This window comes from Microcoleus sp. S13_B4 (assembly GCF_036700885.1).
In the GTDB taxonomy this organism is placed as follows: Bacteria; Cyanobacteriota; Cyanobacteriia; order Cyanobacteriales; family Microcoleaceae; genus Microcoleus.
Map to the genome: position 1 here is coordinate 106,383 of NZ_JAUBPU010000002.1, position 18,591 is coordinate 124,973.

An 18,591-nucleotide genomic window follows, 5' to 3' on the forward strand; every position below is an offset into this window, starting at 1 on the left:
ACGGATAAATGATGACTAATAACTAATGACTAACTATGATTGGTATTTATACAGAAATCGAACAGGGTCAGCGGTGGCTCGATCGCTATCGGGGACGAAAACCGATATTTGCCTGCGTGTTAGGATTTACCGCTACTGGGTTAATTCCGGGGATTTCAGCAGCAGGAGCAACGCCGCACGATCGACAATTTACTTGTTTAGCCGATGCAGAATTTTTGTATAACGGCCCCCAAGCGTCCCCCCAATATCCTTTGCCACCCCTAGAAGCGGGTGCCTCGCCGGTACTAATATCTCGCGCTGTAGTCGAAGCTTTGGAAATTCCCCTTTACCTATTTAATGCTGGTTTGCCCCTCCCACCTCCGGTACCTGCTATTGATTTGGGCGGCACTCCGGCAAAGTGTCTGATTTCTGGGAATGCTTTAGAACTCGAAACAGTCAAACATTTGCTCGAACAAGGATTAATTTGGGGAGCTAAATTGGCTGCTGAAACTAATGGCAGCTATTTAATTTTAGGGGAGTGCGTAGTTGGGGGAACGACTACGGCTTTGGGCGTGTTAATGGGTTTGGGTATTGCAGCGGCGGGCAAAGTTAACAGTTCTCATCCTCGCTGCAATCACGCTCAAAAATTGGCTGCAGTGACAGCGGGACTCAATAATGCTGAGTGGGAAATTGGCGGACAAAACAGCACTCCCCTGGAATTGGTAGCTGCGGTGGGCGATCCGATGCAAATAGTGGTGGCGGCAATGGCGATCGCCGCGAGTCGGACTTGCGGGGTGCTTCTGGCCGGGGGCACGCAAATGTTGGCAGTGTATGCTTTGATGCAAGCCTTAGCCCGGGAATATGCTCTAGTATGGCGTCCCGAACAAGTTGCGGTGGGAACTACGCGCTGGGTGGCCGAAGACCCTACAGGAGACACTGTAGGACTTGCGTCGGATATCGGCGGTGTGCCTCTGTTAGCCGCGCAGCTAAGTTTTGCTGGATCTCGCTACGGGCAACTGCAAGCTTACGATCGCGGCTATGTTAAAGAAGGTGTCGGTGCGGGAGCCTGTGCGATCGCCACTGGCCTGACTGCAAATTGGACTCCTCCTCAACTCCTTCAAGCTGTGGAAGCTTTAGCCTCGCGGTGTGAAATTAAACATTAGAGGGTCCTGGAGGCAAAAAACCGGGTTTTTACTGAAAATATTGGGGTTTTGCAGCGAGGAATACACTTAAAAACGGGGTTTGTAGTTTTCTGTGCGTCCAGGAATCTTAGGAATTAAACATTAAAAATTCAGAGGCGGCGATCGAGCTGCGAACATGATTTTGCTGCTCACTCAGCTTCGTTTTGGCTGAATAATTATATCACTTTATGTAGCATTTCTACTCTCAGATTTACAGAATTTTCTACACAATATCTGACTTTGATGCAGTATTCCCCCTGCTACTTGCGGGAGATAAAAAACTCTATGCAATGAATCTATAAGTAGACGAGCATAAATCAACGCAACTTGTATTTTTTTTGATTATTACCCGATCCCCGCTAGCAATATTTAATTAGGCCCGCCTAGATGTTGCGAGTGCATTCTTTTCGAGAGCAACTGTTCTTCTAAGGCGGCAATTCGATTGTAAGCTGCTGTTAGCTGAGCTGTTAAGCGCTGGATTTGAATCTCTGCGCTCAGCTCTTTTTCCAGACTTTGAGAATTCTTGTCGAAGTAGCTGTCATCTAACAGTATGTCTTTGTGTTCGAGGAGCCCGTCGAGACTGCTATAGCTTTGATAGGGGGAGGTTTGGTCATTTCCTACCGTTCCAGAGCGATCGTTTCTCTGTTGCTGGGTCAGCTTCGTGTCCTTGGCAGACTCCAAGAGCTTTTCATTGAGGTTTTCTATGAGTTTGTAGAGGGCATCGACTTGTTGGCTCAATACTGTAACTTGCTGGCGGAGCGCTTCCATACAATCATCCTTTTGCTCGTAACTTATATCTTTACATTTTAGGTAAATCTTTACATAACTTGGATTTATCACTAAATTATTTAATTTTTGACGTAATTGTTGTGTTCCCAATCCTGACGGTAGATTTAGGGAGCCAGCTTGAAGATAATCGATCCCCTTTCGTGAGTCGATTTTAGATTTTAGATTTTAGGTTTTAGATAGTCTTAGACGCAGGAACCGGGTTTTTTAACCCCCATACTTCGTTCAAACCTTCAATCCGATTTAAAACATCCGGTTCCTGAGAGTCGGAGTGCGGAGCGTCCTATTAGATTGACTCCGCTCTCGCCAGGGCTTTCAGAATTCAGATGAGTGGATGTTTAGTTATTAAGCTGTCGCGGGTTTAAAAAGGATTTTTCACTTCGGTTGTGTAAAAAAGCATCCTCCCGTGGCAGAGGGCAACGCTCTCCTTATTTCGTTATATTAAAAAATGTAACACAGATGCAGTCGATCGCCCCCGCTGACGAGCAAAATTGGCTCAAAGGAACTTGGAGCAGAGAAATTAGGCGTTAAGTTGACGGAGTTTTCGGCATCGGAAAACTCGATCGACAAACTAGAAGGTAAAATCAGGCAAGAGCAAAACAGACTCAGAAGGCAGCAGGCTTAAAAGGGAGCAGAACCGAGTACAATGGCTCTGTGTTTGAGGAAGAAATAATACAAATCGGCGTCAACTAGCGGACTCGACAAACAATTATTTCGCTGGCTGCAGAACACAAAACGATCGGTCAATATTTATAAAAGCGGATTCACAGGTGAAACGAAGGTCTTTGCTATTGGGGGCCGCCACCCTAACTTTAAGTCAATTGGCGGCAGGGTGCGACTCGAAGCCCATTCTCAAAATTCGATCGCTCAAAAACGGTATTCCGGCCCAACTGGTAAGCAAATTTAGCCGCGATGTACAACCGTCTCCGCTTTTGCAGGTAACCCAAGAAGGACAATTAAAAGAATTATTCGCCCTGTTGCAGGAGTGGAAACAAATTCCCAAATCAAAAAATCAAGCTAACTTGGTGATGTTGGGAGATTACTGGCTGACTTTGGCAATTAGGCAAAAATTGATTAAGCCGATCGATCCTGCTAAGTTTGCTAATTGGCCACAATTGCCTGAAAGATGGCAAAAACTCGTCAGGCGCAACGATGAGGGTAAATTAGATCCTCAAGGTAAAGTGTGGGCTGCACCTTACCGCTGGGGAAGTACGGTAATTGCCTATCGAACCGACAAATTTAAGGCTTTGGGGTGGACTCCAACAGATTGGAAAGACTTGTGGCGATCAGAATTGCGCGATCGAATTTCTCTGCCGGACAGTGCTAGAGAAGTTATCGGTTTAACATTAAAAAAACTCGGAAAATCTTACAATACCCAGCAATTAGATAAAGTTCCCAATCTCAAAAAAGAACTCGCAAATTTGCACCGACAAGTTAAATTTTATAGTTCTGACGCTTACCTGCAACCATTAATTTTAGGCGATACTTGGTTGGCAGTAGGTTCCTCTGGAGACTTGCTGCCGCTGCTGCAAACTCAAAAGGATATTGCTTTAGTAGTTCCGGTTTCTGGAACTGCACTTTGGACAGATTTGTGGGTAGAACCAGCATCAGGGAATTCAGTTTCTTTAGTGGAAAAATGGATTGATTTTTGCTTGCAGCCTCGGATTGCTCCTCAATTATCTTTGCTGGCTAAGGCTAGTTCGCCGATAATTGTCGGCATGAAACCCGAAGATTTGCCGGAAGCTATTCGCACTAATTCTGTGTTGTTGCCGGATGCTAAGATTCTTGCTGCTAGCGACTTTCTGCTGCCTTTCGGGGATGCGGGGATTCAGCAATATCGATCGCTCTGGCAAGAAACTAGGCAAATAGTGAGAAGTTAAAATGTAGAGTGCGTCAGTCACCAGCCCAAAAGCGCCGAGAAAATCATCAAAACTGACGCACCTTAAACCGTAGGGTTCGTCAGTCACCAGCCTTGTGTGTAGCAAAGCAACAAACGGCAGTGAAATAACAAACACAACAGCAGGGGCGGAAAGTGTTAGTATTTTAATTTTAAGAACAATCGTAATTATAAATCACCTGAGAAAAATCTAAATTTTCTAAGTCCTCAGCACGAATCAAAAAGTTACCTACTCCACAATCACCCCAACAAATCTCATCATCACTAATCATGTGTAAGAGTACAAATTTATGGTCTTTGTATTGCGGACTATACTCACGAGGGTCAGTTTGCGTAAAGTAGCCGTATCCCCCTATTTTATGGTGAATTTCGTATAAATTAGCATAATACCAATCAAATATTTTGTAATTATCTGTACTGATTACCTCAAAGAATTGTTCAAGTTTTTGTTTTTCAAAAATGTTATTAATTTGATAGTCTTCTGGGCAAACCCACTCATTGTCAGGACTAAACTGTAAAGCCAAACATTCTTGAGAATTATTCACATATTTGTGCTTTAAAGGTAAAAAATAATCATGTTCACAAATATGCTCACTAAAAGGATTATCAATCGGACAATTATTTTAGTCAAAAAATTGCAAGGAACTAAATTTTTGATTGTTTAAAGTTGAATAGATCTCATTGATATCCAACAAAAAAGCAAAATCTGTTTGACAATTATTTCTGTCAACTTCTAAAAAGTACAATACTTTGAAATCTTTTTGATTGTCCAAGTTGTCTGTATCCATTCCATAACAACCTAGATTGTTACTAATATAAAATTGCAAAATTCCTTGTTTGGGAAAAGGGGCTAAATATGGCACTTGGGCAAAAATTTCCTCAAAATTGAGTTGTGCCAAAAGGTGCATATATTTTCCATCACTATCTTTGGGAAAATCGTAACCTTTCGGCAAGTAAGGCACTCCGCCAAATTTGCTTGACCAGAAATCAGTCGCCTTTCGTTCGTAAGTGATTTTGATAACAGGCTTTTCTGAACTTTCAATTTCTTCGCGAAAAGGTTCTAATTCAGCAGGAAGCTCAAGGTTGGTTTTCATTTTTTTCTACGTATTATAAACCGCATTTATCAGCTCAAAGGCACGGTGCGTCAGCTCTTGATTTATCGATTATCCAGAAAATAACTCGCTTCCGGGCACCCTACTAAAATCCTTTCACCCTTCCTCGAAGACGGGGATTTGAGAGAGATTCTAAATCAATGCGACAGCTAAGCCGATCGCCCTTGCACGAATAAACTGCCAAAGCAGTGCCTTGACGGTTGCAAACTCGCACATTGTAACCGTAGTCCCTGGCGACAGTGCCAAAGCGGTTAACAAACTGATAGCGTTCCATATAATCGAGCAAACTCCAAAGTTGGCGGTTGACTATGAGAATTACCCAAGTATTGCCGGGATCGACAAACCAGCGATCGAGCAATTTCCCGCCAAACTGTTTTTGAGCTAACCACAGACTCGGCACGCTTTTTTCGGTTTGCGAAAGCGGAGGCGAGGGGAAATTAGCAGCGTTGCCAGTCGGGCAGACCGGCTGCTGGGAAAAGGCAGCAGATTGCTCCTGCAGCAATGCTCCGAGGCACGCACAACCCGCCATCAGGAACAAAAATAAACTTTTTGTCAAAATGCCATGTCTGTGGCGGAAAACTTGATTTTTGTGGCTAAATGTGTGGTAATTCATATAATTGGCAAGGACCGGTTGTGTACAAAAGTTATCTGTTAAGATCGAGTCCTGTAAAATCGGTTTGTAGTGAGTAATTTAGTGCTCAAGAAATTTTGATGACTGAAGTTATTACGGCGAATCGGCACAATTGTTGTTAAAATTCCGATCGCCTAAACAATGAAGCAGGCAGACAAGCAGTAAAAGTAGAACCGCAATCTAACTCGCTAGTAACTTCAATATCGCCGCCCATCATCTGACAAAAACGCTGACTGATAGTCAGTCCCAAACCCGTACCGCCGTACTTGCGAGTAGTTGAATTGTCGGCTTGGGTAAAAGGTTGGAACAGTCGCTCTTGCTGCTCTTTTGTCATGCCGATGCCCGTGTCCGTCACTCGGAAAATTAAAAATTCTGCATCCAAAATTAACAGTTGAGGAACTCTCGGTTGATATTTATTTTTTAATTCTTCACTGGTAATTCTTTCGACAGTAAGCACGATCGTCCCATTAGCAGAAAATTTAGCAGCATTGCTGAGCAAATTCAGCATTACCTGCCGCACTTTCATCAAATCGCCGTGCATCGCGCCGATATTGTCAGAACTCAATACTTGCAAAGTATTGCCGTTTTTATCCATTAGCGGTTTGATAGTTGTTACTACCTCCTCGATTAAGCCTCCAACATCGAAGCTTTCGAGGTAAATCTCCATCTTGTCAGCTTCAATTTTGGAGATGTCGAGAATGTCCTCTATCAGCCGCAGCAAGTGTTTGCCAGCAGTGCGAATTTTGTCTAAATCCGAGACTACCTCTAAGTTGCCTACCTCTTGGGCATCTTCCACCAGCATATCGCTGTAGCCGATAATCGCATTGAGGGGAGTACGTAACTCGTGGCTCATGTTTGCCAGAAAAGCACTCTTGGCGCGGTTGGCTAGTTCTGCGGCTTCTTTGGCCAACTGCCACGCTTCCTCAGCGTCTTTACGTTCGGTGATATCCCGCAGCGTCGCTACTACGGATTCGACGCTGCCGTCTGTCGCACAAACCGGGCTGAGAATGTACTCGTAGTCGCGGGTTCCCCAGATTGCGGTGGGGACAATTACTTCGCCTTTCTTGGGCTCGGCTGTGGCAAATACGGCGCTGCAATCGTCCTCAACCTGCTGTAAAATTTGTGGCGACCAGCCTAATTCTCGCCAGGTTTTGCTAATCATATCTCTGGGATTGAGGCCGACTGCTTGAGCGGCGGTGCGGCTGACATAAGTGTATTTTCCAGATCGATCTACTAGAAAAATTAGGTCAAGGGAAGCGCCGAGAATGCCGTCAACTGTTCTGGCGTGTCGGGCTACCTGAGCCGTCATTTGTCTGACGGTGATGGCGCCGCGGACTCTGGCGGCGAGTTCAAACCGCAATAGTTCGTTGGCTTGTTTGAGGAATAGCGTGCGCTGTTCGACTTCTATTTCTAGTTCTGCCTTGGCTTTTTCTAGGGTGAGTTCGGCCTGTTTGCGATCGCTCACGTCTGTAGAAATTGTACCGACTGCATAAGCTTTGCCTTCAGAATTACAGAGGGGAAATTTAAGAGAAATATAAGTGTGCGGGCCGTCGTCTTGAGGGATGATTTCTTCGATGGTTAGGGGCGAGGAGGATTCGAGAACTTTCAAGTCATTTTCTCGCAAGGCTGCTGCTTTGTCTTCGGGAAAAATATCGCTGTCGGTTTTGCCTGTTATTTGCTCTTTTGCGATGTCGAACAAATTGTCAAAATGGCGGTTGGTGAGCAGGTATTTTCCGTCAACATCTTTGATGTAAATTACTGCTGTTGAGTTGTCTAAAATCGCTTGCAGCAGTGCTTCGCTCTTTCGCAGGGCTTTTTGAGTGTTTTGGCGATCGAGTATTTCTGGCTGCAATTCCCAGTTGAGGCGATTTAAGTCTTGCCAAGCTTCCTGGACTAGATTTAAGGCGATCGCGCTTTTTTCTAGTTCTGTATTTACCGGCCGCGACTCGTTTGAGACGGAGGTTGCGGGCAATTCTAGGGGTGGGAAAGCGAGGGGGATGTGGGGATTTGCGATCGGGCGTTGGCGAAGCCCCCGAAGAGGAGCGCCCGCAAATTTTTTATATCGAAAAGTGATCGCTAATTGACCATCTAAACTCGATTTTTTTGGGAATAAAGCGGGGAATTCGCCTAAATTTAAATTGTCAGAAATTAGAGCGGACTTCCGGGCTCGCGGCTGCGGTTCGGCGCTGGAGTTAGATGCCCCATTCCCCTCTGCTGTTGATAAATCTGAGTTAGCGGGTTTGGCAATCCGGCGGGCGACTGCAACTGCCAAGGCGAGGGGGGCGGCGGCAGACAGTGCCAGCAGCAGCCAATTGTTGCCCCACCCAGTTTCGATTGAGGTTTTGGGGATGAATCGCACTAAAATGGCTGCGGGTTTTCCCGCTAAATTGCGGAGGGGTTTGGCAGCTACTGCATGAGTTTGACGGCCTATGTGTACGTTCCCGGTGACTAATTTGCCGTCGGCGAGTGCAGATTTTAGGAGAGATTTGTCGATCGAATTTAAGTCTGGCAACTGTTGGTTTTTTGTAACTGCTTGCGAACTTGCCAAGACAAATTTGCCGTCAGCCAGCGGTGCGTAGATAGCGTGATATCCGCCGCCCTGTAAATTCAGGGTTTCGCTGTTAGCGACTGCCGACGTTTGGGTGATAATTTTTCTTAAGACTAAGGCAGCAATCACTGTCTGATTTTTTGGATGTTTTACGGGAATTGCTGCGTAGCGGACGAGCACAGGGCGATCGCCATTTCCCGCAGGTAAAGATCCCAATTGTTTCTGAACTTCTGATTTGGCAATGATTTCGGTGGCGGTAATTTGCTCTTTTGCAGCGAATACTCGATCTACTATTTTTTGCTCTTTAAAACTTTTCCCCTCCGGGTTGGCGTTAACGCTAACAACTATCTGCCGATTTTTTCCAACTAAGGTCGCGCTGTCTACTTCCCCTATTTTGAGTTGATTTTCCAAAATTTGCTTGACAGATTTTCGCAAATCTGATGTTTGTTTACCGCTGTTATAAGCTAAGGCCGTTTGGGCGATCGTTTTGCTGTCAGAGGAGTTTTGCAAACGGTCGGCGGCGCGATCGAGTTTGAGATTATAATTAATTTCACTAAGGCTCAGTTCTGATGTTGCTTGATTTTGCAGTTGATTGCTTGCAACTTCCGATGTTAGCCAAAGTGCTGCTCCCGTTAGTGCGACTGGCAAGATTGTTTGTAAAGCCAGCAGTCTAATTAGCTGTTTTCTGGTAACAGATAAGTTATAGGTACACGGCTTGAAAGCTGCTTTCAATCTTCTTTCATAAGTCGCAACTTTAGTTGGCTGCGAACAATTTGGCTTGCTGTCGTTTAACTGAGTTGGAGCCATAGTAGTAGATGATGAATCGGTTGTAAATGACAGGGAAGCAATTAATGGGGAACCATCTCTTTTAGAGTTGAGATCGAGTTCGGTTAATCAATTATCATAAAATTGTTCGCTCTCGCCGGACATAAAAAAGCCAAAAAATGACTGGGGTATTTTCCCAAAAATCCGTTTCTCGCTTTTCTATCAGATTGTGTTATTTAGTTTTTTTTACATCTACTGTCCGCTCCTATTTAAAGTTTGTTGGGAGCCTCCCAATAAGTCCTTTCACAAGAGAGCGAGCCGGAGAGTTCCCACTTAGATGTAGGCTTGGCTGTGCAAGATACTCGCACTCCTCAAAAAGGCTTTTTGCCACATCGGGAGGCTGTCGCATAGACTTGCCAAACTAAGTAGTTGTTCGATCGACTCTATCGTAAATTCACTTAAACCAAAGTTTAACGTAATTATTCCAACACTTAGATACGCTCGATCGCCTTTTCCCGGCTTCACCTTTTTTTCAATCCCACAACCGCCTGCCTGCTTTACCACCCAGTCGCTGGTGAGTATCTTTGAGCAAGGTTGGGATGTCTAACTTTTCGGGACACCTGGGCAAACATTCGCCGCAATCGGTGCAGCGGTTGCCTTTGCTGCCAGGAAACCAGTGTCCAGCATTTTCAAACATGGCGTAGCGGTATTTGCCAAAGTCAGTCATGTCGCACCCGACGGCGAGATTGCGAAGTCGCAATACTTCGGGAATGTTTATGTTTTCCGGGCAAGGCAAACAGGCATAGCACTGGCTGCATTTGTCGGTTTTCAAAGTGGCTGCAATCACCGATTCTAGCCGATCGAAGGCAGTGATTTCGGCGTTGATGAGGGGAAAGTCGCGATCGCAATATTTCAGGGGTTGCTCTAATTCTGTCGCATTTGCAGCCCCCACACTTAAAGTCCCAATCCTAGTATCGCTAAGTAAAAACCGATAGTTTAACTCTAAGGGCGAGAAAGGCGAGCACAATTGTGCGAGAGTTTCCGGGGGCGTGTATAGTTGCCCTCCTTTGTCTGCCGGGGAAATGATGAAAACGCCCATATCTTTGTGATTGGCGAGTTCAATTGCCGGGGCGTTGCGCTGAAAAAAATAGTAGTAATGCAGATTGACAAATTCAAACAAATCTGTATTGATTGCAGACAAAATCAGATCCAGAGGCCCGTGAGTCGAAAAGCCGACGTGCCGAATGCGACCATCGGCGAGGGCTTTGCGTACCGCTTGCATACAGCCTGTGGGCGATCGCACAATCGCCAAATGTTCCCAAGTATTCAAACCGTGAATTGCCAGACAATCGATATAGTCTAAATTCAGGCGTTTGAGGGATGCGTCGATGCAGCGTTCCATTGCTGCTGCATCCTCCGTCGGGGAAATTTTCGTAGTGACGTGGAGGCGCGATCGATCGACAGACAAACCAGCCGAGAGGGCCGCGCCAAGATATTCTTCGCTGCAACCGTAACCAGCCGCAGTTTCCAGGTGATTGATTCCCAGAGACACCGCCTGTTTTACAGTCTGACAGGCAATTTCCTCAGAAGCCAAATAGCGCATGGTTCCCAAGGAAAATACCGACAAGTGCAACTCCGTTTTGCCAAACCGTCGATAGCGCATAAAGGTTAGGAAGTTTCGCCCGGGCTGAAGCCGCTTCTCTTAATCAAATCCTCTGGACGGAGGTTTGAGATAAATTCCCGGAATGCCCGGCGTTCTGCCTCATCAGCATCTCGATCGACCGGTATCGAAGCATCGGCGACGACTTCTTCCATCACCCAGATGGGGCAGTTCGTTCGCAGGGCTAGGGCGATCGCGTCGCTAGGTCGGGCATCGATCTCTTTTTTAACTTCTCCCTGACGGACGATCAGCACGGCATAAAAGGTGTTATCTTGCAGCGAGTGAATAACTATGCGCTCCAAGGTAAGACTCCATGCCTCTAAGAAATTGACCATCAGATCGTGAGTTAAGGGTCGAGGAGGCTTGTGGCCTTCGATCGCGCTAATAATAGCCTTTGCTTGCTCCTGACCGATATAAATAGGCAAAGCCCGTCGCTCAGTAGCGTCTCTCAATAGGACAATAGGACTGCGCGTGGCTGCATCTAAGGCAATTCCAGCGACTTTCATTTCAATCATTCGATCGGCCTCATAGAATTAAGAAACTGTAAGGCAGTGGAGAACTTGGACATACAGATCACCTAAATCCAGTATGACTTGATCTTCGCCTGAATCTGCAACAGATCGGGCAGTGTCGATTTTAGATTTTAGATTGACTCGGGGGGAGAGGGGGACGACCAAACCTCCTGTCTCTGGTTTGTCCCTGTGATTTGATGTAAATAAGCGATCAACTAAGGAAAAATACTTATGTTTACAGGACTAATTCAATCTCTCGGAAAACTGAAGTCGCTAGGCAACGATTATTTCCAAATTTCCTGCACATCAAACAACTCCTACCAGATTTTACAAGATTTAGCCATTGGGGACAGCGTAGCCGTAGATGGAGTCTGTTTAACGGTAGTGGAAGTTCTCCCTGCGACGGGTTTTGTCGCCGTCGCTTCCCCAGAAACCCTCCGCCGCACAACTCTGGGATCATTCCCCGATGCTTTGGTGAACCTAGAAACCTCCCTGCGCGCCGGCAGCAAATTGGGGGGACATTTCGTGACGGGGCACGTAGATGCGATCGGCACTTTAGCCACATCAACCCAAACCGCCAACGCTTGGGAGATGCGGTTTACTGCCCCACCAGCAGCAAATTCGGGATGGCAACGTCAAATCGCACCTTACATCGTTTCCAAGGGCAGTATCGCCGTCAACGGCATCAGCTTAACAGTGGCAGATTGCGATGCTGACGGTAATTGGTTTGAAATTGCTGTCATTCCCCACAGTTTTGGTGAGACAAACCTCAGTTATTTGCAACCAGGAAGTTTAGTTAATTTAGAAGCAGATATTCTGGGCAAATATGTCGCCAAATTTCTCCGTAGCGGCGGCTCAAAAGCGCAGCCCAAACCTTGGGAAGAAACCCCCGCCCTCAACCATTTAGGAGGCATTACCCCAGAATTTTTAGCAGAACACGGATTTATTTAATCTTCGGGTGTGCACCGCGCACCTTGCTCATATAGAACCCATTTGATATCTTTTCGGAAAAAATCAGGCGGACAAACAAGCCGTCTGACATAACTCAATAGCTACAAGACGAGAAATCATGGGGCGATGGCAGCAAGAAAGCTGAAATCCATCTGGTACAACGCTTACGGTAACAGTAATAGATATCAAATGGGTTCTATATAGGACAATACGGTTTAGTTAGTGCTAAAAAAACCGATCGTGCGTAGGTTGGCTTGAGGAACGAACTCTCCGTTTCACTCCGCCCAACATTTTCGCTACAATTTTCCTTAACAGAACCGTATTGCTATATAGGATTATTATACCTAAATATCAACATTGATGACAACTTATCCGACTTGTGGTTACAAACAAATTGTTTAAACTCTTAGTTTTTTTACTCTCATCCATTTTATGGAGTGACATATTTTTAAGTCTAAAAATATGACTTTTAGTTTTAGGCTATTACCATTATTTTGATGAAAAAAACTCATTTATATATGCTATCTACCATTGACATTGAACTGAGAAAGGCGTAGAATTATTGTCAGCGGAGCTTGGCTGTCTCTTCCTCCAACTGTGTAAGTCCTGAGTGCGAGGAGTGTAAGGTAGATATGCCTATCTAGAAAGCAACAAAAATTTTGAAAAATCTTGTTAAAAACCAATGCAGCCAGATTCTCAAAAATCCCCCCATTTTCCTCTCGTCTCAGTCATTATCCCTGCATACAACGCTGAACCATTTATTGAAGAAACTCTGAAATCTGTTCTCGCTCAAACTTATCCAGCAATTGAAGTTTTAGTTGTCGATGACGGTTCCCAGGATCGAACCCCTGAAATTGTAGAAAAAATTGGCAAAAAAGATTCTCGCGTCCAGCTTCTGAAACAGCAAAATGCTGGAGTTGCTGCTGCTCGAAACTTAGGAATTCAGAAGTCTAGAGGAGAATATATTGCCCCCATTGATGCCGATGATATTTGGTATCCTGAAAACATAGAAAAACAAGTTGAATGTATGTTGGAGGGAGGGGAAGAAGTAGGGGTGGTCTATTCGTGGACAGTGGACTTGGATGAAAAAGGATTGCTAACAGGAGGATTCCGGTCTTTTAGAATTGAAGGTGACGTGTACGCCACCCTAATCTGCCACAACTTTATAGGAAACGCGAGTGCTTCTATGATGCGTCGCAGTTGTTTGGAAAAGGTGGGGGTTTATGACAAGACATTGAAGGAAAGGAATGCTCAAGGCTGTGAAGACTGGGACTTGTACCTGCGGATAGCAGAGTTTTATCAATTTCGAGCGGTGCCGGAATTTTCCATTGGCTATCGCAGGATGTATAACACTATGTCTACCAACTATACGACAATGGCGAATTCTCAATCTTTGATGCTGCAAGCTGCCAAGGAACGGCATCCCGAAATTCCCGATTTCCTGCACCGATTATCTACCAGTAATTTTTTGCTGTACTTAGCGAACCAAAGCAGCCGCAACGGCCGCGATCGCACCGCGCTCTTTTGGTTATTCCAAGCTTTAAAAACTGAGTGCATCTCACCCTTATTGCGTTCTGGCTTTTACATAGTATTGGGAAAGAGCCTTTTAAACCTATTATCCCAGTCTGGGAAACATCAGGATGCTCTAGATGCACCTGTGAGAGTAGAAGATACGCCATCCTCTGAGAACCCACCGATCTGCCGGGAGGTGTTGGTAGAGAACCGGCGCAAAAAGATCGAATTAATGGTAACGATAGGGAACATTTTTCACCGCTCAATTTCCCTCCTTGTCAAGCGAAATCAACCAAATATTGACACGCTCCCTCAAGTGAACGTTAGCGCCACACCCTCGGCAAAGGCAGAGTTGTCTTAATGAAAAAAGACATTCAGGCTATTAAAACGTAATTACGCACCGCCACTGCGTTGCGGTGAGCAGTTACCAATTTTTCAAACGATACAATACCGACTCAGTATTAAAATTTTTTCCAAAAACTGGTTGCAGCGGGCCCTCGGCACTTGTCAGCCAAGATAGAGCTTTTCTGGTAGCTGCGTCTGTCCCAGTCAGGGGCCCGAATCCCACCGTCCTAATTTTATTTCGCCGGAGGTTGTCAATCCATGCCGAAAGTCGATCGGCTCTAAACGGCACATATAAAACTTGTCTGTCCAAATTTCTGCCGTAAAACAGGTAGCTGCGCGAACTTAAAAAGAATCCTATTCTTTCATCTGGTACTGTATTTTTGTCAATATATTCGTAAATACCGCGATACAGTTCGGTGCGTGCAAAATCTCGCTTTTCCCTCCAATGACCAATTACTATCAATCCTATACAGACACCAATTATCACTATGTAAATCGATTTTTTTCGGGTGGGAAATAGATGATTCAACCATCCTAAGCCAGGATTGATTTTCCACAATATCGCAGCCAGCGTCACTGACACAAGATAAAATATCGGATATGGTAATATATATTGCCAACTCGGAGCTAAGATTTTCCAGATACTATGAATAGCTTCTACTGGGTTAGACTTAAAATTGTCAATCAACAAACTCCCCCAAACAATACTATCTCCGGTGAAAGAAGCATTTTTAATATAATCAAAACTTGTGTTGCTAATAATTCCCAACAAACCACTAACCAAAACCACTACCAGAACAACTAGATTTGGAGTTGTCAAGAGAGTTGCTGTAGCTGCTGCGGCGATGGCGAGTACGCTTAAAAAGGGAAAGCCGTATCTGAGATTAAAACCCAGTAAAGGGCTGAGTTTACCGATCGACTCTCCCGCAGTACCCGACGTGTAAGGTGTAATTAAATACAAAATTCCGGTGCTGGCGAGAACTACAATTAAAATGATATTATTTTGATCGATTATTCGGGTTTTTCCTCTGATAAAAGCCATAGGTGCTGCCAATACCTGAAGTGCGATCGCCAGAAATGGCAGTTGCAATCTAATGATAATTTGTAAGCCGACAGTTTGCCAGTGGGAAATATTGCTGGGATTAAATTGAGCTGCTAAAGTGCTTTGCCAAATTTTTAAAAGTGGCGAAGCGGGTGGCTGCTGTACCGGAGGTGTTTGCCCAGGTATGGGAGACGGTAAGGGAACAGGCTCTAAGGGAATTTTAATATCGCCGACTTCGCCGACAGGATAATTGATTTGCAGCAAGTTTCTCGCATACCAAAAACCTCCTAAAAGCAAGCAACAAGCTATGCCGCACAGTAACACTGGTTTGATAAAGTGGCGAATTCTAAATTTAGCGGGTGTAGATTTTTTATTAACCGCGAATCTTTTAAGTTCTAATATTGCTAATCCTCCTAAAAGTGAGGCAGCATAGACTATTCCCGTAATTTTTATTCCGGCTAGCATTCCTGTGGCTGCCAAAAATAGGGAGAGTTCCGATTGCGATCGGCTGCTATGATATGATAAACCTACATACAAACCGACTGTAAATATTGCAGCTAGCGGTAAGTCGGGGTGAATGGTGTTAACTTGGTTGAGCACCATCGGTACTGTCAATACTAAAGATGCTGCTGCCATACCGTGAATTCGGGTTGCTCCGAATTTTACGCTTAATAGATAGACTGCAATTCCCTCAAGTACCCACGCAATTAGCAGGGGGAAAGCTGCTAGAAAATCTTCTCCAAAGGGAAGCACACACAAAGCAGATAAAACGTGCCAATTGTAGGGATAGACTTTGGCTTGTTCTTGTTCAAAAATCCAATTTCCCGCAGCATCTAATAATGTAAATGAATGGGTTTGATACCATCGGGCGATCGCAGGTAGGTGAAACCACAATGAATCATAATTGGTTGTGGGTTTGGTTGCGAGAGTTTCCAACAGCACAAATCCTGCAACAGCGGTGGCAACAATAATTAGATATTCTGATTTGCTCAGAGGTTGCTTGAGTTGGGGAATCTGCCACTGCGAAAAGGTAAAATTTCTGTGGTTTTTGGTATAAATCAGGATTACGCCGATCGCACAAATCAGCATTTCTGCTATAATCACCGCAGCAATATTTAGGCGATCGGCGCTTCCTAAAATCAAGCCGATACAAACTTGTGCAATGCTCCATCCCGTCAGGAGTACGAGGAGAAAATGGGGAAATGAATAGTTCTTGTTTTCGTTCTGATTCTCGAAGGCAAGAGACAAGCTTAGGGGAACCGGGCCGACTACAATAATCAGAAATAAAATTAATTCCCACAAATGCTGCGCTATTAGCATAAGCTGCAAGTTACCCTTTTTTATAAGTTTTTCCTCGTTACCCGAAACAGCCTGGTAACGAGGAAAAGCAACGAGTTCGCGTGCTGGTTGTACAAAACATTAATTTTCTTGTGGGGTGCGCTTTTCGAGCGTTCCACAAGAAAATTCATCTAGGCAATCCCCAACTTTTACCTGTTAGCTTGCTTCTGAATTTTTGGTTTGACGGCTTCGGCATCTTTGGGCTTAGAAGTATCAGCTTTTAACAGTTCCGGGAATGGCGGCTGGAGGTTGTGAACTTCGATGTCCATTCCCAGCGGCAGAGGTGGAAGCTGAGGCAGATCGTTTTCCAAATCCTTGAGTCCGCTAGCGGTTTGTATTTCGACCATTTTTGGCATTTGCGGTACTTTGGCGGTTTCCAAAGTGCCGATCATTTTTGCCAGAGCGAATTCTAGCTGAGAGCCCGGGTCGATCGCCACCCAACCCTGGTCAGTCATTTGCCGAACCTCGAAGTGGAGGTGGGGCCCTGTAGACATTCCTGTACTACCGACGCGGCCGATCGTCTCTCCCTGTTTCACCCACTCTCCCGGTTTCACAAACAGTTCGGAAAGGTGGCCGTAGAGAGTTTCTTGAGACTTTTTGTTGTGGTCGAGAACCACAGTCAAACCGTAGCCGCCCAACCAATCGGCGATCGCCACTTGACCCGCATAGGCTGCCAGTACGGGCGTTCCCATCGGGGCCCCCAAGTCCGTTCCGGTGTGAAACCTGCCGTAGCCCATAACCGGATGAGTTCGCCACCCAAACGGCGAAGTAATTTCCGCAGCAATAGATAGCGGAAACAGCAGGCTGCTGTTGCCATTTCCGGGCAAGCCTGCGGGACGCGGCGTGAGATTGTAGTAAGCAAAACCGGTATTGCTGCCACTGCTGACACTAACCCCACCGACTTGAACCGGCCCGAGTCCCATGCTGGGCGCTGGAGGACCGCCACCGTAAGATGCAGATCCGGCATAATACCCAGCGTCTGCGGAGTAGCCGACGTTAGCGGAGTATCCAGTGTCTGCTGAGTATCCAGTGTCTGCCGAGTAGCGCGGGGGTACGTAACCCGATTCCGGTGGGTTTGAACCCCCCCAAACCTTGCTGCCTATTTGTTGAACGGCTTGACCTATTTTACTGACAGGATTCCCGCTACTATTTCCGGCTACAGTTTCCCGAACATTGTCTGGAATGCTTTCTGGCCGATTTCGAGGAGGAGGGGCTGCAATATAGCCGTCGTCTGCCCTCGGAGTTTCCTGTCTGTAGTTTGGTTCTCCGGCATCTGCCGTCACTGGCTCGGAAACACGAGGAGGCGCGCACACACCGCCTTCTCCTTGGCAGCCGGTCGATCTTTCTGCAAACTCTATTCTGGTTGGCGCTTCGTAGTCGCTGGTAGCGCCAACACTGTAGTCTGTTTTGTCGATTTCAGCGTGGGCTGGGTTAACTGGCGCTTCAAAAGGCGGCTCCTGGGCCGTCGCTTCGGGCAGCGGAATCAGCGCGGGTTCCGGCAGATAATATTGGGTGGGAGGTTGTTCGGTGGCGTACTCCGGCTCCCTGGCCGGTGCGGCATAGGCAGGCTCGGGCGGCGGCACTTCTGCCTGCGGTGCAGGGTCTGTTTGTGGCGACCCTTGGCTGTATGAGGGTTCCGGGGGCGGGAGAGGAGCTTCAAATAAGGGCTGGAGGTCTGCTGCGCCGGGGACGGCTTGTTCTGCTGGCGGAGTTTCGGCTTGAGCCCAAACTAGGCCTTTGCTGAGCAGTCCCAGACTGGCAAGGCAACCCAGTCCCACCAGCAGTGAGCGTTCGGACAAAAGGCGCGATCGAGTCCGGGCGCCTGTAGGGTTCTTTTTTTGCTGTTTGGTGTTCAAATGGGCTGTTATTTGCTTGTCTGGAACTGGTTTCACGATTTTTTTTCCCAACTCAACAGGGGGCACAAGGATCTCGAAGTCAGGATCGAATGTATGGCAATCCTTGTCTTTATATACAGGCCTAACTGATTTTACCGGGCTTGAGGCAATTTTTTTTGCACATAGAACAAGCTCGAAGGCCTTACACATGCAGTCGCGATCGATATCCGGTTTTGTTGATCCCGATGGCACTTGCCTAGAAGTCTGTGACGGCCACACTGATGATAGCGCTTTGGCGTTCCTCTATGTTAATTAGTTGCCTATATTTCTCAGATTCTGCAAAATTTCGGCGCAGTGGGTCGTCCTGAAATATTGCACCATTCTCAATAATCTTTTCAGGGCGGGCTCTCCTGCCCAACCCCTACTCCCCACAAGAAAATCTACTCTTTGTGGAACAGGTCGTCGGGCCTGTTAAGCGAGAAGGGTGCAAGATGTGA

The 18,591-nt window shown here is 46.1% G+C and carries 13 protein-coding genes; 4 read left to right on the top strand and 9 right to left on the bottom strand.

The window, feature by feature from the left end; genetic code table 11:
- The first annotated feature begins 35 nt into the window (after positions 1 to 35).
- Complete coding sequence (gene cobT / locus QT994_RS02105) at positions 36 to 1,142, top strand: nicotinate mononucleotide-dependent phosphoribosyltransferase CobT (protein ID WP_333171412.1); 1,107 nt, start codon at positions 36 to 38, stop codon at positions 1,140 to 1,142.
- A 387-nt stretch (positions 1,143 to 1,529) separates the two neighbouring features.
- Here the strand turns inward: cobT and QT994_RS02110 are convergent, their stop codons facing one another.
- The gene (locus QT994_RS02110) at positions 1,530 to 1,928 is read right to left on the bottom strand and encodes a hypothetical protein (RefSeq protein WP_333171414.1); all 399 of its coding nucleotides are present in this window, start codon (positions 1,926 to 1,928) and stop codon (positions 1,530 to 1,532) included.
- A 788-nt stretch (positions 1,929 to 2,716) separates the two neighbouring features.
- Between QT994_RS02110 and QT994_RS02115 the strand changes: the two genes are divergently transcribed.
- On the top strand, positions 2,717 to 3,826 hold the full coding sequence (locus QT994_RS02115; RefSeq protein WP_333171416.1) for an extracellular solute-binding protein: 1,110 nt from the start codon (positions 2,717 to 2,719) through the stop codon (positions 3,824 to 3,826).
- Between the two features lie 169 nt (positions 3,827 to 3,995).
- Here the strand turns inward: QT994_RS02115 and QT994_RS02120 are convergent, their stop codons facing one another.
- From QT994_RS02120 to QT994_RS02145, 6 genes are all read right to left on the bottom strand, one after another.
- On the bottom strand, positions 3,996 to 4,388 hold the full coding sequence (locus QT994_RS02120) for a YwqG family protein (RefSeq protein WP_333171418.1): 393 nt from the start codon (positions 4,386 to 4,388) through the stop codon (positions 3,996 to 3,998).
- Positions 4,389 to 4,466: 78 nt separating this feature from the next.
- Positions 4,467 to 4,937 carry a YwqG family protein gene (locus QT994_RS02125; RefSeq protein ID WP_333171420.1) on the bottom strand — a complete coding sequence of 157 codons (471 nt, stop codon included), beginning with the start codon at positions 4,935 to 4,937 and terminating at the stop codon, positions 4,467 to 4,469.
- A 103-nt stretch (positions 4,938 to 5,040) separates the two neighbouring features.
- Positions 5,041 to 5,568 carry a hypothetical protein gene (locus QT994_RS02130; protein WP_333171422.1) on the bottom strand — a complete coding sequence of 176 codons (528 nt, stop codon included), beginning with the start codon at positions 5,566 to 5,568 and terminating at the stop codon, positions 5,041 to 5,043.
- 136 nt (positions 5,569 to 5,704) lie between these two features.
- Positions 5,705 to 8,941 carry a PAS domain-containing protein gene (locus QT994_RS02135; RefSeq protein ID WP_333171424.1) on the bottom strand — a complete coding sequence of 1,079 codons (3,237 nt, stop codon included), beginning with the start codon at positions 8,939 to 8,941 and terminating at the stop codon, positions 5,705 to 5,707.
- A 490-nt stretch (positions 8,942 to 9,431) separates the two neighbouring features.
- Positions 9,432 to 10,562: an aldo/keto reductase gene (locus QT994_RS02140; RefSeq protein WP_333171426.1), complete on the bottom strand. Its 1,131-nt coding sequence runs from the start codon at positions 10,560 to 10,562 to the stop codon at positions 9,432 to 9,434.
- Positions 10,563 to 10,567: 5 nt separating this feature from the next.
- A complete protein-coding gene (locus QT994_RS02145; protein ID WP_006635481.1) occupies positions 10,568 to 11,074 on the bottom strand; it encodes a bifunctional nuclease family protein in 507 nt (168 codons plus the stop codon).
- 228 nt (positions 11,075 to 11,302) lie between these two features.
- Between QT994_RS02145 and ribE the strand changes: the two genes are divergently transcribed.
- Both ribE and QT994_RS02155 read left to right on the top strand, forming a co-directional pair.
- The gene (gene ribE / locus QT994_RS02150; protein ID WP_333171428.1) at positions 11,303 to 12,022 is read left to right on the top strand and encodes a riboflavin synthase; all 720 of its coding nucleotides are present in this window, start codon (positions 11,303 to 11,305) and stop codon (positions 12,020 to 12,022) included.
- Positions 12,023 to 12,704: 682 nt separating this feature from the next.
- Positions 12,705 to 13,895, top strand: coding sequence for a glycosyltransferase family A protein (locus QT994_RS02155; RefSeq protein WP_333171431.1), 1,191 nt, complete (start codon positions 12,705 to 12,707; stop codon positions 13,893 to 13,895).
- Between the two features lie 63 nt (positions 13,896 to 13,958).
- On the opposite strand, the gene QT994_RS02160 is transcribed toward QT994_RS02155, so the two are convergent.
- Together QT994_RS02160 and QT994_RS02165 are read right to left on the bottom strand one after the other, a co-directional pair.
- The gene (locus QT994_RS02160; protein ID WP_333171434.1) at positions 13,959 to 16,241 is read right to left on the bottom strand and encodes a hypothetical protein; all 2,283 of its coding nucleotides are present in this window, start codon (positions 16,239 to 16,241) and stop codon (positions 13,959 to 13,961) included.
- 167 nt (positions 16,242 to 16,408) lie between these two features.
- On the bottom strand, positions 16,409 to 18,151 hold the full coding sequence (locus tag QT994_RS02165; RefSeq protein ID WP_333171437.1) for a peptidoglycan DD-metalloendopeptidase family protein: 1,743 nt from the start codon (positions 18,149 to 18,151) through the stop codon (positions 16,409 to 16,411).
- Positions 18,152 to 18,591: the final 440 nt, after the last annotated feature.

Bases quoted from the DNA above. Each gene is read 5' to 3' on its own strand.
- cobT (WP_333171412.1), top strand. From the start codon at position 36: ATGATTGGTATTTATACAGAAATCGAACAGGGTCAGCGGTGGCTCGAT.
- QT994_RS02110 (WP_333171414.1), bottom strand. From the start codon at position 1,928: ATGGAAGCGCTCCGCCAGCAAGTTACAGTATTGAGCCAACAAGTCGAT.
- QT994_RS02125 (WP_333171420.1), bottom strand. From the start codon at position 4,937: ATGAAAACCAACCTTGAGCTTCCTGCTGAATTAGAACCTTTTCGCGAA.
- QT994_RS02130 (WP_333171422.1), bottom strand. From the start codon at position 5,568: ATGAATTACCACACATTTAGCCACAAAAATCAAGTTTTCCGCCACAGA.
- QT994_RS02135 (WP_333171424.1), bottom strand. From the start codon at position 8,941: ATGGCTCCAACTCAGTTAAACGACAGCAAGCCAAATTGTTCGCAGCCA.
- QT994_RS02140 (WP_333171426.1), bottom strand. From the start codon at position 10,562: ATGCGCTATCGACGGTTTGGCAAAACGGAGTTGCACTTGTCGGTATTT.
- QT994_RS02145 (WP_006635481.1), bottom strand. From the start codon at position 11,074: ATGATTGAAATGAAAGTCGCTGGAATTGCCTTAGATGCAGCCACGCGC.
- ribE (WP_333171428.1), top strand. From the start codon at position 11,303: ATGTTTACAGGACTAATTCAATCTCTCGGAAAACTGAAGTCGCTAGGC.
- QT994_RS02155 (WP_333171431.1), top strand. From the start codon at position 12,705: ATGCAGCCAGATTCTCAAAAATCCCCCCATTTTCCTCTCGTCTCAGTC.
- QT994_RS02160 (WP_333171434.1), bottom strand. From the start codon at position 16,241: ATGCTAATAGCGCAGCATTTGTGGGAATTAATTTTATTTCTGATTATT.